At 62.0% G+C, this 15178-nt stretch carries 19 protein-coding genes; 7 read left to right on the forward strand and 12 right to left on the reverse strand.

Annotated features, from left to right (window positions below; all coding sequences use genetic code 11):
• Window positions 1-44: 44 nt before the first annotated feature.
• From AC0V6T_RS04160 to AC0V6T_RS04170, 3 genes are all read right to left on the reverse strand, one after another.
• On the reverse strand, window positions 45-407 hold the full coding sequence (locus AC0V6T_RS04160; protein WP_486124586.1) for a DoxX family protein: 363 nt from the start codon (window positions 405-407) through the stop codon (window positions 45-47).
• Window positions 408-505: 98 nt separating this feature from the next.
• A complete protein-coding gene (locus AC0V6T_RS04165) occupies window positions 506-1096 on the reverse strand; it encodes an FMN-dependent NADH-azoreductase (RefSeq protein ID WP_486124588.1) in 591 nt (196 codons plus the stop codon).
• 75 nt (window positions 1097-1171) lie between these two features.
• Window positions 1172-1873, reverse strand: a complete 702-nt coding sequence (locus AC0V6T_RS04170) for a pirin family protein (protein ID WP_486124590.1) — start codon at window positions 1871-1873, stop codon at window positions 1172-1174.
• Between the two features lie 122 nt (window positions 1874-1995).
• Between AC0V6T_RS04170 and AC0V6T_RS04175 the strand changes: the two genes are divergently transcribed.
• Window positions 1996-2889 carry a LysR family transcriptional regulator gene (locus AC0V6T_RS04175; RefSeq protein WP_486128490.1) on the forward strand — a complete coding sequence of 298 codons (894 nt, stop codon included), beginning with the start codon at window positions 1996-1998 and terminating at the stop codon, window positions 2887-2889.
• Here the strand turns inward: AC0V6T_RS04175 and AC0V6T_RS04180 are convergent.
• The 7 genes from AC0V6T_RS04180 to AC0V6T_RS04210 form a co-directional block, all read right to left on the reverse strand.
• Complete coding sequence (locus tag AC0V6T_RS04180) at window positions 2886-3275, reverse strand: STAS/SEC14 domain-containing protein (RefSeq protein WP_486124592.1); 390 nt, start codon at window positions 3273-3275, stop codon at window positions 2886-2888. The two genes, AC0V6T_RS04175 and AC0V6T_RS04180, sit on opposite strands and share 4 nt — an antisense overlap.
• 14 nt (window positions 3276-3289) lie before the next feature.
• A complete protein-coding gene (locus AC0V6T_RS04185) occupies window positions 3290-3679 on the reverse strand; it encodes a hypothetical protein (protein WP_486124594.1) in 390 nt (129 codons plus the stop codon).
• A gap of 35 nt (window positions 3680-3714) precedes the next feature.
• Window positions 3715-4383 carry a glutathione S-transferase gene (locus AC0V6T_RS04190; protein WP_486124596.1) on the reverse strand — a complete coding sequence of 223 codons (669 nt, stop codon included), beginning with the start codon at window positions 4381-4383 and terminating at the stop codon, window positions 3715-3717.
• Window positions 4376-5332, reverse strand: coding sequence for an oxygen-dependent tRNA uridine(34) hydroxylase TrhO (trhO, locus tag AC0V6T_RS04195; RefSeq protein WP_486124599.1), 957 nt, complete (start codon window positions 5330-5332; stop codon window positions 4376-4378). The genes AC0V6T_RS04190 and trhO overlap by 8 nt, the downstream gene beginning before the upstream one ends.
• Window positions 5319-5621 carry a hypothetical protein gene (locus tag AC0V6T_RS04200; RefSeq protein ID WP_486124601.1) on the reverse strand — a complete coding sequence of 101 codons (303 nt, stop codon included), beginning with the start codon at window positions 5619-5621 and terminating at the stop codon, window positions 5319-5321. Before AC0V6T_RS04200 ends, trhO begins: the two co-directional genes overlap by 14 nt.
• Window positions 5622-6701: a branched-chain amino acid aminotransferase gene (locus tag AC0V6T_RS04205; RefSeq protein ID WP_486124603.1), complete on the reverse strand. Its 1080-nt coding sequence runs from the start codon at window positions 6699-6701 to the stop codon at window positions 5622-5624. It abuts the gene before it with no gap.
• Between the two features lie 1002 nt (window positions 6702-7703).
• Window positions 7704-8144 (reverse strand): hypothetical protein, encoded by a 441-nt coding sequence (locus tag AC0V6T_RS04210; RefSeq protein WP_486124605.1) that lies wholly within the window; start codon window positions 8142-8144, stop codon window positions 7704-7706.
• Window positions 8145-8307: 163 nt separating this feature from the next.
• Here AC0V6T_RS04210 and AC0V6T_RS04215 point away from each other — a divergent pair, with 163 nt between their 5' ends.
• The gene (locus AC0V6T_RS04215; protein WP_486124607.1) at window positions 8308-9072 is read left to right on the forward strand and encodes a TlyA family RNA methyltransferase; all 765 of its coding nucleotides are present in this window, start codon (window positions 8308-8310) and stop codon (window positions 9070-9072) included.
• A 12-nt stretch (window positions 9073-9084) separates the two neighbouring features.
• Here AC0V6T_RS04215 and AC0V6T_RS04220 read toward each other — a convergent pair whose 3' ends face one another.
• Both AC0V6T_RS04220 and AC0V6T_RS04225 read right to left on the reverse strand, forming a co-directional pair.
• Window positions 9085-9789 (reverse strand): DUF6969 family protein, encoded by a 705-nt coding sequence (locus tag AC0V6T_RS04220; RefSeq protein WP_486124609.1) that lies wholly within the window; start codon window positions 9787-9789, stop codon window positions 9085-9087.
• 91 nt (window positions 9790-9880) lie between these two features.
• The gene (locus AC0V6T_RS04225) at window positions 9881-10150 is read right to left on the reverse strand and encodes a hypothetical protein (protein WP_486124611.1); all 270 of its coding nucleotides are present in this window, start codon (window positions 10148-10150) and stop codon (window positions 9881-9883) included.
• Between the two features lie 403 nt (window positions 10151-10553).
• Here AC0V6T_RS04225 and AC0V6T_RS04230 point away from each other — a divergent pair, with 403 nt between their 5' ends.
• The 5 genes from AC0V6T_RS04230 (at window position 10554) to leuB (ending at window position 15177) form a co-directional block, all read left to right on the forward strand.
• Window positions 10554-11102, forward strand: a complete 549-nt coding sequence (locus AC0V6T_RS04230; RefSeq protein ID WP_486124613.1) for a TspO/MBR family protein — start codon at window positions 10554-10556, stop codon at window positions 11100-11102.
• 47 nt (window positions 11103-11149) lie between these two features.
• The gene (locus tag AC0V6T_RS04235) at window positions 11150-11401 is read left to right on the forward strand and encodes an accessory factor UbiK family protein (RefSeq protein WP_486124615.1); all 252 of its coding nucleotides are present in this window, start codon (window positions 11150-11152) and stop codon (window positions 11399-11401) included.
• A 102-nt stretch (window positions 11402-11503) separates the two neighbouring features.
• Window positions 11504-13489, forward strand: a complete 1986-nt coding sequence (locus tag AC0V6T_RS04240; protein ID WP_486124617.1) for a S9 family peptidase — start codon at window positions 11504-11506, stop codon at window positions 13487-13489.
• A gap of 10 nt (window positions 13490-13499) precedes the next feature.
• Window positions 13500-14102 (forward strand): DNA repair protein RecO, encoded by a 603-nt coding sequence (gene recO / locus AC0V6T_RS04245; RefSeq protein ID WP_486124619.1) that lies wholly within the window; start codon window positions 13500-13502, stop codon window positions 14100-14102.
• 10 nt (window positions 14103-14112) lie between these two features.
• A complete protein-coding gene (gene leuB / locus AC0V6T_RS04250) occupies window positions 14113-15177 on the forward strand; it encodes a 3-isopropylmalate dehydrogenase (protein ID WP_486124621.1) in 1065 nt (354 codons plus the stop codon).
• Window position 15178: the final 1 nt, after the last annotated feature.

A 15178-nucleotide genomic window follows, 5' to 3' on the forward strand; every position in this document is an offset into this window, starting at 1 on the left:
CGTCGCAGGACACTCCGGCCTTTTTTGGGGCTCGATCGCGAGGATCAGCCGCGATCGAGCGAGTACCTGCCCGCACCGAAGGCAGCGATGGCGAACATGCCCCCCGAGATGGCGAGGTTCTTGAGGAACATGGTCACCTCAAGCTGCTGCGAGAAGTCATTGTGAAAGATGACTGCGGTCAGGACTGTGAAGATGCCCATCGCCAAAGCGACTTGCCGTGCCTTGAAACCGATGGCGAGCAAAAGACCCCCGCCGATTTCGAGCGCTACCGTGCCGAAGTAGACCAACTCGGGAAACGGAAGGCCGACGGATCCGATATACCCGACAGTCCCTTCCATCGCGCCGATCTTGTTGATCCCGGCGAGGACGAAGAGCAGCGCAAGGAGGAGTCTCTGCGACCAGAGCAAGTGCGTCCTGACGCGCGGTCGAGGAAGTCGCTGGGACGGGGGAGGTTGTTTTTGCAATCGTGGACATGGGTAGTCTCCTTGATGGAGGGGCGAGATGGTCAGACCATCTCTTCGATGCGGGCCTTGGCCGCTTCGATCTTTTCAGGGCCGTCGCGGCCCATGATGCCGTCAGCTGCAACGATCTCGACGTCGCTGATGCCGAGAAAGCCGAGGAAGAACTTGAGCCAGCTCGACATGAAATCCATGCCTGAACCGATTGGTGTGCCGCCCGAAGCACCCGCGATGTAGGCCTTCTTGCCTTCGAGCAGGCCGACCGGACCGGTCTCAGTGTACTTGAAGGTGGTCCCGGCGCGGGCGACGAGGTCGGCCCATGCCTTCAGCGTTGCGGGCACACCGAAATTGTAGACGGGCGTCGCAATGACGATCATATCGGCAGCCATCAGCTCATCGATGAGCGTGTCTGCGATCGCGGCGAGTTCCTGCTGCTCTGCAGTGCGCTCGGTTTTGTCGGTCAGGCCTGCGTTGAACAGCTCCCAGCTTTGAAACGGGATGTCGTTCTTGGCAAGATCGCGCTTCGTGACGCTTGCGCCGTTCTTCTCGGCGAGGCGGTGAACCAGCTTGTCTCCCAGAGTGCGCGAGACGCTTTCCTCGTCGCGGATGCTGGCAGTGATATGAAGGATGTTGGACATTGGGATGTGCTCCTTTGGAGTGAGAAACATGGAGGGGCCGACCGCAAGGGGCGGTCGGCCCCGGAGGGACTTGGATCAGGCCGCGTCGACGAGGACCACTTCGCTGTCTTCAAGCGCGGTGATGGTCACGCTTTCGAGCCGGGTGATCGCGACGCCGTCGCGGGCATTGGCTTCGACGTCCTCGACCCGGACCTTGCCTGTGGCAGGGACGAGGTAAAGGTGACGATCTGCCGCTGATGGCGTGTAAGTCACGCTTTCACCGGCCTTGATCGTTGCACCCAGTACGCGGGCATCTGTCCGAATGAGCAGCGCGTCATTGTCGTTTGCGGAGCCGCTTGCGAGGGGGACGAACGATCCGGCGCGGTCGCCCTTCGGAAACTCGCGGGCACCCCAGCTGGGTTCACCGCCGCGCTCCTCGGGAATGATCCAGATCTGGAAGATCTGCGTGTCGGTGTCCTCGAGATTGTATTCCGAGTGGCGCACACCGTTGCCAGCGCTCATCACCTGGACATCGCCCGCTTCGGTTCGGCCCTCATTGCCCATGCTGTCGCGGTGGGTGATGGCGCCTTTGCGGACATAGGTGATGATTTCCATGTCGTTGTGCGGGTGAGTGGGGAAACCCGTTCCGGGAGCGATCGTGTCGTCATTCCAGACGCGCAGGCTGCCCCAGTGGACGCGTGCCGGATCGTGATAGCCGGCAAACGAGAAGTGGTGGTGGGCATCGAGCCAACCGTGATTGGCGGAGCCGAGGCTGTTGAAGGGACGAAGTTCGATCATGTCGTATCTCCTGTTCGGATCGAGCGTGTCGCTATGTTGAAACGGGAGATAGGGAGGATTGTTCAACCAGATAACTGCGATAAAACTTGCCAAGATGTTCAGATTATCTGAACATAGTGCATATGAAGCTCGGCGATCCCAGTCTCGACCAGTTGCGCATTTTCCTCGAAGTTGTTGATGCGGGCAGCTTCGGCGGTGCCGCGCGGCGCATGAACCGTGCGGTTTCGGCAATCAGCTACGGCATTGCGCAGCTTGAAGCGCAGCTTGCGGTGACCCTGTTCGAACGTGAGGGATCGCGAAAACCAGTACTCACGCCTGCTGGCGAGGGGCTGCTGGCCGAAGCGCGGGGTGTTGCCGACGGAGTCGACGCATTGCTTGCCAAGACACGCAGCCTGCATGCGGGGCTTGAAAGCAATCTCGGCTTGGTACTCGACGTGATGGTGCCCGGCGATGTTACGGCAGGCGTCCTGCGAGATTTTCGCGAGACCTTCCCGACCGTGGCCCTGCGGCTTCGCGTCGAAGGTTTGGGAGCGGTTGCATCGTGCCTGATCGACGAAGAGGGGCAACTTGCCATAGGAGGCCCGATTGTGGGCGAGGACCCGCTGCTGGAGCGCCAAGCCATCGGTCAAGTCGAGCTAATACCGGTTGCCGCACCATCCCACCCGCTTGCGCAGAAAGGTGTCCAGCCCGGCGAAAGCCGCAAGCACTTGCAGCTTGTCCTCTCCGATCGCTCGAGCCGGACCGAGGGCCGCGAGTTCTCGGTGCTCAGTCCACTAACGTGGCGGCTGGGTGATTTGGCAGCAAAGCATTCGCTGCTGAAGGAAGGGCTGGGCTGGGGTAACATGCCGCGCGAAATGGTCGCTGTCGATCTGGAGGCAGGGCGCCTTGTGGAGCTCGATTTGCCTGAGAAGCCGGGCGACAATTACACGCTTTACGCGCTGTGGCGGCGCGACACGCGGCTTGGACCAGCCACGAGCTGGCTGATCGATGCTTTCAGGGAGCGATTGGGAGCTTAAGCCGCACGTGCGGTGCGGAGCCACTCTTCGGCGTCGCTCGGCGTGTCGAAGAACTCGACATCAAGCCCGCTTGTGATCCGGCGGTACTGCATGCGCACGAGTGAGCTCTCCGATACGACCGCAAAGCGTGTCAGTCCGTTGGTCTGAGCGAGCAGTAAACTTTGGCGGATTGCGTCGGCGGTTTCGCGATCCTGCGGGACAAAGTGCCTCAGGTCGCCAAGCGCACTGAAGGTCTCGCGGGCCTTGATGAAGGGTGTCGCTGCCTTCGCAAGTTCGTCGAGAAACGCGCGCATTGTTTCGAGCGTCCAGAAGCCGCCAATCGCAAAGTGCAGCTCGCTGTGAGCCCTGTCTGCGCGGATTTCCTGAGTGCGTTCGAGCTGCTCCATGCGTTAAGTCCTGCCTAGGCGGCTTCCTTGCTGCGCAGCCAGTCGAGGGCATCGGCTTTCGTCTCGAAGATCTCGAGATTGATGCCGTCGTTGATGCGCTTGTATTGCATCGCTGCCAATTGCGAGTCAGTCACGATGGCAGTGCGGACCACCCCAAGCCTCGCAGATTCGCTGACGACCAGACGGATGCCTTCTGCGATCTCGCGGGTTTGCGTGACGAAGCCGGTGAGATCGCCGAGCACGTACATTTTGCGCCCCTGCGAATAGAACGGCTTGGCCTTCTCCAGAAGCTCGCGCGAGAAGTCGGCGAGGGTATTCTGGTTCCAGAAACCGGCGGCCGAGAAATGCACCTCGTGCCGGTCCAGATCGGCTATGACGGAGAATGATGGGTCAAGCGTCTGCATACCACTTGCCGTAGCGGAAGTGGGTAAAGATTGCCCTAAGCCACTGTCTTTTCTGGCCCGAAGAGGACCGTTTCATCGCCCGCTTTCCACGGCGTGAATTTGGGCATTATGCTGGCGAAGAGCTCGCTTTCTAGGTGCCCTTTGAGCCAAGGTTGCAGATGCGGCAAGTCCTGTGCGTCGAACCAGGCGCGGTCGTGGTTGGCGAATTGGCGGATGAAGGGGAATAGGGCGATATCGGCGAGCGTGCGCCGCTCTGCGCAAAGCTGACCCTGAGCCGCGACCCGCTCATCCCAGCGCGCGAGGATCGCCAGCCCTTCCGCGCGGTGGTCGACTTCGCCGTGGTCCGGCTCGTCCTCGTAGCGGTTGGGGTATTTGTAGCGGTCAAGATGGTGCTTGAACGTTCCATCAGCCTCGGCGATCAGTGCCGTATCATCGCCTTCGAGCCAGCCTTCAGGATCGTTGCGATGAAGCGCCCAGCGCATGATCGCGATGCTTTCCTCGATGACCGATCCATCGCGAAAGTCGAGCACTGGGACGGTCGCCTTGGGCGAGGCTTCGATCAGTTCGGGCGGCTTGTCAGCAAGCTTCACCTCGCGCAGTTCCACCGTCTCGCCTGCGATCCACAGCGCCATGCGTGCGCGCATCGCATAGGGGCAGCGGCGGAACGAGTAGAGGACAGGGAGGGGACGCGTCGATTCAGTCATCCTTGTCTGAGAACTCCGCACCCACATGCGCGGTTCCGCGCGCCTTGGCGATCGCTTCCTGCCGCTGACGTTCGCGGTAGCGTGCGCGCTGTTCTTCAGTGCGCTCGTTGAAGCAGGCAGGGCACGACACGCCTTCCTCGAAAGCGGGCGAGGCGCAGTCCGACAGGCTCACCGGGCGGCGACAGGCGCGGCACAGCCCGTATTCCCCGGTTTCGAGGCCATGCTTCACCGTCACGCGCTCATCGAAGACGAAGCAGTCGCCCTGCCACCTGCTCTCTTCTTCTGGCACCTCTTCGAGATACTTGAGGATGCCGCCTTTCAGGTGGAACACGTCCTCAATCCCCTCGGCGCGCAGAAAGCTGGTCGACTTCTCGCAGCGAATGCCGCCCGTGCAGAACATCGCGACCTTCGTCTTGCCTACGAGCAGTTCCTCGCGGTGATCGCGGAACCAAGCGGGGAAGTCGCGGAAGCTGGGTGTCGCGGGATCGACCGCGCCCTCGAACGTGCCTACCGCGACCTCGTAGTCGTTTCGCGTGTCGATCACGAGCGTGTCGGGATCTGAGATGAGCGCGTTCCAGTCTTGCGGATCGACATAGCGCCCAACGCTTTCGCGCGGGTCGATGTCGGGCTCTCCCATCGTGACAATCTCGCGCTTGAGCCTCACCTTCATGCGGTTGAAGGGCATCTCGGCAGCGGACGAGAACTTGACGTCGAGCTCAGCACAGCCGGGCAGCGAGCGGATGTGGCCGAGCACGGCGGCTATCGCATTGTCGGTCCCGGCAAGCGTGCCATTGATCCCCTCATGCGCGAGGAGCAGCGTCCCCTTGACCCCGACCGCCTGACAGGCAGCCAGCAGCGGCTCGCGAAGGTCGGCGGGGTCATCGAAGGGCGTGAAGCGGTAGAGCGCGGCGACTTGGACAGAGGCCGGGAAAGGTTCAGGTGCAGACATACGTCGCCGTGATGTCGACTTTCACATTGCCTTCCGGGGTCGTGCCGATGGTCTTCGTCAGGACCATGGTTTCGCCTTCCTTGGTGGCGTCGCTCTTGCCCCGCTCCAGACAGGCTTTGACTGCAAGTTCATCCAGGCCGGTATCATCGATCTCGAAGCCGCGCTCATAGACGTGTGTCATCGTGGTCTTCACCCTGGTTTCGTCGATCCACTCGACCGTGCCAGCGCCCGCGAGCAGCGAAGCAGAGGCGACCAGGTTTGCGAGAAAGTTGAGTATGCCCATCATCATTTATACCCGCATCACCCAGCCGTGCTTGTCTTCGATCGCGCCGCTCTGAATGCCGACGAGTTTGGTGCGCATCTTCTCGGCCATCTGGCCGATGCCGCCGGTGCCGATGGTGAACTCGCCAGCCGGGGAAGCGACGGTGCCGACCGGAGTCACGACCGCAGCGGTTCCGCATGCGAGCGTTTCGAGCAGTTTGCCGCTCTCGGCTTCCTCGCGCCATTGGGCGATGGAGTAGGGCTCCTCGCGCACGTCGAGGCCTTCCTCGCGCAGCATCGCGATCAGGCTGTCGCGGGTGATGCCGGGCAGGATCGTGCCGGTGAGCGGCGGGGTGATGACGCTGCCGTCGCTGCGCACGAAGAACAGGTTCATGCCGCCCAGTTCCTCAATCCACTTCTTCTCGACTGCATCGAGGAAGACGACCTGATCGCAGCCATGCGCGATGGCTTCGGCCTGCGGGACGAGGCTGGCTGCGTAGTTGCCGCCGGTCTTGGCCGCGCCCGTTCCGCCGGGGGCTGCACGCACGTAGTCTTGGCTGACCCAGATCTTCACCGGGTTCACGCCGCCCTTGAAGTAGTTGCCGCTGGAGACGAGGATCACGACGAACTTGTACTGCTTGGCCGGACGCACGCCCAGGAACGCTTCGGAGGCGAACATGAAGGGGCGGATGTAGAGCGAGCCGCCTTCGACTGATGGCATCCAGTCGGCGTCGGTCTTCACCGCGAGTTTCACCGCGTCGAGGAACACGTCCTCGGGGATTTCGGGCATCGCCATGCGCTTGGCGCTTTCGTTGAAGCGGCGCGCGTTCTGCTCGGGACGAAACATGGCGAGGCCGCCATCTGCGTGGCGGAACGCCTTCATTCCCTCGAAGATCTCTTGCGCATAGTGCAGGACCGAGGCCGCCGGATCGAGAGCGATGGCTTCGCGCGGACCGATGCGCGCGGAATGCCAGCCGCCCTTGTCCTCGTCATAGTCGATTGTGACCATGTGATCGGTGAAGACCTTGCCAAAACCGGGGTCGGCAATCGCGGCTTCGCGGGCCGCGTCAGGCGTGGGTGAGGGGTGAGGAATAGTCTCGAATTGCATAGGTCATGCGGATAATGTCGGGCGAGGCCGGGGGCAAGCGGTGTGTGCGCGCTGTGGCTTTTGGAAGGCTGCGATGGACCGTCGAAGGGGTGCTTTCGAAAATACGGCGGTTCGGAGCATGTGCCTGTTAAATAGCGGGTTTTGAGTGGATTGGCGTGTAGGATGTGTGACTTTCCGTTGGCGGGCCATCGAGGCGGTCGCGGGCTTGATCATCTTGGAGAGTGTCAGGCTTTCCATAAACGCGATCCATAACGTCTGCTCTGCAAGTAGGAAAACGGGCAGCACCCTTCGCCAACACCGCCCAATGAAAAGGGCGCTTCCTCGCCCGTAGGAGGAAACGCCCTTTCATGGTCAGCGGCGGTAAGCGCCGCTCACGAAGTCTTACTCGGTCGTTAGGTTACCGAATATACCTCGCGCGGAAACTTGCCGACCTCTCTACTGAACCATGAGACATCGGATCACCTCCTTTCGCGCTTGTAAGCCAAGACCCAAACCGTATCACCGGGGGCCGAGAGCCGCGTTCGCCGCTGGCCTCAATCACTGTTGTGAATCATGTGAATTGTTCAGGCAAGACTTGAAAAAAGTTTTTCCCACGTCAGAATAGAACATTGTTGCGTAACTGACGTAACAAACGGCGCCTTGGGGAAACCTGGGGCGTTTTGTGTATCCGGGACAGGTTTGTGGGTAGCCTGTCGAGAAGCTGTGGATATTAACGGATAGAATCGGTTTGGTTTGCGTGACCCCATCCGCGGCCACGTCCTCGATGCTGTTCCTCCTTCACTGTGTTCAGTCGGGCATCTGCGGCTCGCGCGCGTGCGCTCGCGACGCCTGCAGCGTCGATCACAAGCCACATGAGAAGTTTACTCAAAAATTGCTGCATACGGCCCGCAGGGTCGCAAGGGCGCCAAAGAGACGTGGGCGCCCGCCCGCAGCGGGCCCGCAGCGAAGCGAAGGGCGTCTAGCGAGGACGAAGCCCCGGATGGGGCTTCGCTAAAGAAAGATCTACCTGCAATCCTCGATCACACGCGTCACCTCGGCCCATGCGGGTAGGTACAGCGTGCGCTCGCCCTCGGTGCCGATAGCAAAGCGACCCTTGGTGATCGCCATCGCATCGAGCAACGGATCTCTGGGCTGCAGGCCCACGGCGACTATGCCGCTATCCGGAATCGGCTGAGCGACAAGCTGGCGCGTCGTCGTCTCGGTCGTGACGCTCATGGCACGTGGCTGCGGCGAAGCATTCCCGGTCGGGCGACCCAATGCGACGATCCCGGCAGCGCATCGCAGGATGAAGACGGGCTCTCCTGATCCTTCCGTAAAGATCGCGAGGCTTTCACCCGGCTCATCCACATAGCTCCACATGCCCTGCGTCTGCGGCGCATCGAGGTAGTTGTCGTATTGCGGCTCCTGAACGAGCGGCGGGGGCGTCGGTGTAGGTGTGGGCATCGGCGATGGCGTCGATACCGGCGCTGGCGGCGGCGGAGGAGGGGGAGGTGGCTCTGCGCTGGGAACACAGGCTGCAATTCCGAAGGTGAGGGCAATGGCGCCGACGGTGTGCAAGAGACAAGCTTTCATGCCCACTCAATGCGCGCTAACGGCATTCAGGTCCATGACTGATAAGAAAAATCCTCAGAAGAAGCGCGCAAAGAAGCGCGTCGATCATCTGCTGGTCGAACGTGAACTGGCCGAGAGCCGCACGCGCGCTCAGGCGCTGGTGATGGCGGGCGTCGTTTTTGTCGGCGAAGAGAAGGTCGCAAAGCCCGGTCAGCAGGTTGCCGAGGATGCGGCGCTCGAAGTGCGCGGACGCGATCATCCCTGGGTGAGCCGGGGCGGGATCAAGCTGGCTCACGCGATCGAACACTTTGAACTCGATCCAACCGGCGCAGTGGCGATCGACGTTGGCAGCTCAACCGGCGGCTTCACCGACGTTCTTCTGTCCAATGGCGCGGCGCACGTCTTTGCGGTCGACAGCGGGACCAACCAGCTCGCATGGAAGCTGCGCCAGGATGAACGCGTCACCGTGCTCGAACAGACGAGTGCGCGGATCCTGACCCGCGATCAGATTGACCGCGACTGCAACTGGGTGGTGTGCGACGCGAGTTTTATTGGCCTCGCAAAGGTGCTTGAGCGCCCCCTAGAACTGGCGGCGCAAGGGTGCCAGCTGGTCGCGCTGATCAAGCCGCAATTCGAAGTTGAAAAGCACGAGGTAGGCAAAGGCGGCGTGGTCCGCGACCCGGCCCTGCACGAACGGGTCTGCAACGAAGTGCGTAAATGGTTGGAGGGGCTCGGTTGGGACATTGAAGGAATAGTCGAAAGCCCGATCACCGGTCCGCAGGGTAACGTCGAATTCCTGATCTCAGCGCGGCGATCTTAAGCCGGTTGGCGATTACTCCAGGTCCAGCGACCCCAGCTTCGCATCAAGGTCGATCGGGATTTGCGAGAGCACTTCGATACCGCTCTCTTTCTCATACGCTGCCTCTTCACCGTGCTCTGCGACGAGTTCCGCGTGCTTCTCGTCGCGTTCGCGCAGCAGCTGCGCGATCTCGTCGCGGTAGAGCGCGACCATTGCGGTGACGAAGCGGTTCACGAGGTCGTCTTCGGGCGTGTGGTCGGTGTTGAAGTCGGGCAGGTGCTCGATCATCACGTCGGCGGGGAACAGGAATTCGTTGGTCACGAAGCGGTTCACCGTGAACCATGCGCGCGGAATGCCGTTCGTGTCGATCGACAGGCCGATGACATGTGTGACGTGAGCGCGGCAGTCCTCTCCCTGAGGCGGCCAAACCTTCGGCTCCAGCCCTTCGGGCAGCTGCGTGCGGTGGAGGAACAGGTGAAAGTGCCCGTGCTCATCCTTGTCGCGGCTGCCGGGAGCGTGGACATGATAGTACCAGCGCGACTTGCAGTATTTGTCGCGCGCATCCTTGATCGGGTAATGCTTCCAGAAATTCGCGCCCACTTCGGGCACGACGCGCAGCATCAGCGGTTTCTGCTCCTGCGCCATCTGGGTGATCGTTTCGATCACGACATGCGCGGCCTCAACCGTCGTCAGGGGCTTGGAGGGCGGGGCAGAAGTTGTGTCTGGAGCGCTGGCCATGTTCCTGAGACTAGAATGCAAAACGGCCGGCGACAACTCTCGTTATCGCCGGCCGGATTGTGGTTACGCAGTTGCGTAAGCGCGAAGGCGATTAGCCTTCAGCTGCACAGCAGCCTTCTGCGGCGCAGCAGCCAGCTGCACAGCAGCCTTCAGCGGCGCAGCAACCAGCTGCACAGCAACCTTCAGCTGCACAGCAGCCTTCGGCAGCACAGCAGCCAGCTGCACAGCACGATGCGGTTTCTTCAACCGAAGTCTCGTCAGCAGCGGTGTCGCCCTCTTCAGCCGGCGGGGTGCAGGCTGCGGTCGAGATTGCGAGGCCACCAGCGACGGCGAGCATCGATGCGAAGTTGGTCTTTTTCATTAAGTCGTCCCCTCATCGAACCTTGGACGGGTTTCCTCCCCCCGACTAAGGCCCAGTTGGCAAAGGTGAGGCGCGCGAGTGGAAATTCCTGCCGAACGGCGCCCCGAATCACGGCAAGAATGTGGCGAAGCTATCACAATGTGGCGAAAGCGCGAACGCTGTTAATTTCGCTGCCGACTTTCTGCGCGCAATCGGCTGTCACCAAGACATTGATTCAGGGTAACAATGTGCCGGATTGGGGCAGGTCTGCCATGAGCCGCAAGGGCAGGGTTTGGCGTGCCTTATTCGCTCGTGTATCGCCCCCAAGGCGCGCAGCGGATGCGAATCGAGGCGCGCTATCGGGGACGCGGAAACAGGGCACAGCGAGTTGCGCGAAAGCGGCTCGACTATGTTGGGAGAAGAGATGAATTTTCTGGCTTCGAAAGCTCAGCTGCGGGCAAGTTTCCTGCGCTGGGCGTTGTTTCTGGTCCCGCTTATCGTGCTGCTTGGTTTTACCGCCGGACAATTGGGAAGTCCCGACACCGTCTGGTTCCAAAGCCTGACGAAGCCCACGATCTTCCCGCCGACCGCGGCTTTCGGGATTGTGTGGGGCATTCTCTACGTCATCATCGGCCTTGCGCTTGCGCTCGTGGTCAGTGCCTGGGGCGCTGCGGGCAGGGGGCTCGCGATCGTGCTGTTCGCGCTCCATTTCATCGGCAACCTTGCATGGACGCCGGTGTTCTTCGGAATGCAGGAGATGACGCTTGGGCTTTATGTCCTGATCTATGTCGCGGTCAGCCTGCTGCTTGTCATCGCCGCGTTCTGGCGGGTGCGGCGGATCGCTGCGCTGATGATGCTGCCTTACCTTGCGTGGGTGTGCTTTGCTGCGGTTCTCAATTACCAGTTTATCGAAGCCAACCCCGATGGCGGTGCAGATGCCGGCGAAGGGGCGGTAGAGCGCATCGAGTTTTGATGGGTTGCTTCTGGACAATCGCAACGCTCATCGCCACATAGCGAGCCATGCAAAGCCAGAACCCGATCATCGCCGATTTCGTCAAACTCGCTAACAGCGCTGCTGGCACCATGGCCGGCATGACGCGTGAAGCGCGCGAGAGCGCCCGTGAACGTATGCGCGAGGCGATGGGCGGCATGGACTTCGTCAGTCGCGAGGAATTCGATACGGTCAAGGCGATGGCTCAGAAGGCCCGCGAACAAGCCGACGCTCTCGAAGCTAAGGTGGCCGAGCTCGAAAAGAAGCTCGCCGCGAAATAATCTCCAAGCACTTCCCTGCCAATCGCAGGATTGCACCCGCATCATGATCCTCTAGGCTGGCTCGCGAACTTCTTGTTTCGAGAGGCATCCCAAGAGGCATCCATGATCCGATCCATCCTGCTCGCCGCAACGGCGCTTTCGCTTTCCTCAGCCGCTTTCGCCCAGGACGCCGAAGAAACCTTCGGCGGCGCGAAGGGCGCCGACCTTTCGATCGAGGCGATGGAGCCTGATGGCAGCGGCGTCACGCTTGGCCGCGCGGGCGAGTACCCCGCAGACATTGCGCGCTATCTGCTTGCTGGCGGTCCGGGAGCAGCCAACCTCTCGCCCGATGGCGAAACCATCGCGTTTTCATGGGACATCACCGGCCAGAGCGAGCTTTGGGTCATGCCGGCAAGCGGCGGCGTGCCGCAGCAGGTGACGTTCGAAACCGGCGTGGGTGCACCAGTCTGGACGCCGGACGGATCGAGCCTGTTTTATTCCGCAGACCGCGACGGAAATGAGCAACCCGGCTACTTTGCGCTCACGCCTGACGGGATGAGCGAGACCGAAATCCTCCCGGCAGCGCGCGGCGACTTCCGCATCTTTGGCGGCTTTGCCGAGGATGGCAGCTTCATCTACGCGTCGACCGCGCGCGGGGCAGGGGTGTTCGACATCTATCGCGGCACGATGGACGGCGCGTCCAAGTTGCTGGTCGAAAGCGAGCTTGGTCTTGCCGCTCGCTCGATCTCGCCCGATGGCAAATATGCCATCGTGACCGAAACCGTGGGCGAGGATGCTGACAATCTCTACCTCCTCGACCTTGCCACGAAGGAGATGACCACGATCTCCAAGCCTCCGGTCGAGGACCGTGCGAGCCATACGCTGGGCGGCTTCGAATGGTGGCCCAATTCGCGCGGCTTCTATTTCTCGACCAACCTTGGCCGCGAATATGGCGCGCTCTCCTTCTACGATGTCGAAAGCGGCAGTTTCGAGATGGTCTTCGGATCGGACCGCGACGTCGAAAACCTCGAACTGTGCGGCGCGGGTGAGGGTGGCTCCTACCTCTACTGGACCGAGAATGACGATGGCTTTGACCGCCTTCGCGGCTGGCAGGTGGTCGAGAAGCGCCCAATCAGTATGCCCGAAATGCCCGAAGGCACTTATTCGCTGGACTGCGAGGCAGAAGGCGATCTTCTGATCCGCGTCAGCGGCTGGCAGACGCCCGGCGAATTGTGGATGACGAACCCGGTCGCAGGCACCGCCGAAAAGGTGTTCGCGGCAAACTATGCCGGCCTTGATCCCGACCGCCTCATCCGCCCGCAGGTCGTGCGCTATCCTGCGCGCGACGGGGTGGAATTGCAGGGCCTGCTTTATCTTCCCGAAGGAGCCGGTACGGGCGACGACGCGCCGCCGGTGGTCTTCTCCGTTCACGGCGGACCCTCGGGCCAGTCGCAGGCGAGCTTCGACCCGATTGCGCAGTACCACGTCGCAAGGGGCGTCGCGGTGTTCGAGCCCAATGTGCGCGGCAGCACCGGTCTCGGGCGCACCTATGCGACGCTCGACGACCGGGAGAACCGCTTGAACTCGATCAGCGACCTTGTCGACCTCAAGAACGCGCTTGCCGCCGATGGCCTGATTGACGGTGATCGAGCTGCGGTGATGGGCGGATCATACGGCGGCTACGCCGTGAACGCGGTGCTGGCCGAATACCCAGGTGAGTTTGCTGCCGGAGTGTCGCTGTTCGGAGTTGCCGACTGGATCACCGCGCTCGAGGTCGCATCGCCCGCGCTCAAGGCGTCGGACAGGATCGAATATGGCGACATCACAGAGGATCGCTGGCGCGAGTTTTACCGCGTCAATTCGCCGATCCGCAAAGCCGACCAGATTCGCGTGCCGGTGCTCTACTCACACGGCGTGATGGACCCGCGCATCGACATCTACGAGACCGAGGTGATGGTGAAGACCCTTCGCGAGAACGGCGTCGAGGCTCCCTTCGTGCGCATTCCCGACGAAGGGCATGGCTGGCGCAAACTTTCGAACCAGCTGTTCTACTATCGCAAGCAGGCGGAATTCATCGAAGAGCAGCTGGGTCTGACCGAAGCCGAGTGACCCATTAAGCATGAATATCCGCGCTCCCGCGATCCTCGTCGCCGCGCGTCCGCATGGCGAGACGGCGGTGATCGCGCGGCTTTTGACCGAAGACCACGGCCTCGTCGCCGCCTATGTCGCAGGTGGACGGGGGCGGCAGCTGCGCCCCGTGGTCATTCCGGGCAATTCGCTCGAGGCGGAGATTCGCTCCAAGTCTGACAGCCAACTGCCTTTCGCCCGGATCGAACTGGCAATCAGCCGTGCACCGTGGATGACCGAGCCGCTGCCCGCAGCCGCGATCGGTTGGGCCTGTGCGCTCACCGCCTCGACCTTGCCCGAGCGCAATCCGTACCCATCGCTCTACTCCGCGTTCGAAGCGTTGCTGGAGGCAATCTGCCACGCACCCAGCGCGCGCGGTTGGCTTGCCGCGATGGTGGCGTTCGAGGCGATGCTGCTGCGCGAGCTTGGCTATGGCGGCGAGAAGCCTGACATGGCCGCTGACCTCGATACCCAGTTCGAAGCCTTCCGCCAGCTTCATCGCCCGATCCGCGACTACCTTCTTGCGGGAAACCCCCGCGATGTTATGGCCGCGAGGAATGCGCTGGGGGAGCGCCTGAAGCGCATGATCGAGTGAGGGCGAGGTTATGAAGATCGCAATTCTGCCAGGCGACGGGATCGGCCCCGAAGTCACCCGCGAGGCGGTGAAAGTGCTTGAGGCGGTGAACCTGCCGGGCCTGGTCCTGTTCGAAGGCGACGTCGGCGGCATCGCCTACAGACGCCACGGCCATCCGCTTCCGCCCGAAACGCTGACGATTGCCAAGTCCTGCGATGCAGTGCTGTTCGGCGCTGTCGGCGATCCCGATTGTGACAGGCTCGACCGGCATCTGCGCCCGGAGCAGGCGATTCTGGGGCTTCGCAAGGAGCTCGACCTGTTCGCCAATCTGCGCCCGGCCAAAGTCTATGAGGGGCTGGAGCACCTCTCGCCCCTGAAGCCGGAGATCGCGAGCCAGCTCGACATGATGATCGTGCGCGAGCTGACGGGAGACGTCTATTTCGGCGACAAGGGCGAGCGCGTCGCCATCGACGGCACGCGCGAGGGGTGGGACATGATGTCCTACTCCGAAACCGAGGTCAGCCGCATTGCTCGCGTCGCTTTTCGAACCGCGCGCGCAGGCGATGACAAGTACCGCGTGACCAGCGTCGACAAGGCAAACGTGCTCGAAACCAGCCAGGTGTGGCGCGACACGGTCAACGCGGCCGCAGGCGCACATCCCGATATCGAACTTAGCCACATGTATGTCGACAACGCCGCGATGCAGATCATCAGCAATCCGGGCAGCTTCGGCGTGATCCTGACCGGCAACCTGTTCGGCGATATCCTGTCCGACCTTGCCAGCGCGGCGGTGGGTTCGATCGGCCTGCTAGCCAGCGCCTCGATGGGCGAACGCCGCACCGACCATGGCATTTTCGGCCTCTATGAACCGATCCACGGCAGCGCGCCCGACATTGCTGGCAAGGGCATCGCCAATCCGATGGCGACGATCCTGTCAGCCGCCATGATGCTGCGCCATTCCTTTGGCCTAGAGTGCGAAGCAGCGCGGATCGAGGCGGCGGTCGAAAAGGCGCTGGCAGACGGTTTCCTCGGCGGCGACCTTGGCGGAGAGCACGGGACCGAGGCGATCGGCGCTGCGGTGAGGGAGCGGCTCTAGC

It is taken from the genome of Erythrobacter sp. S158, assembly GCF_057364915.1.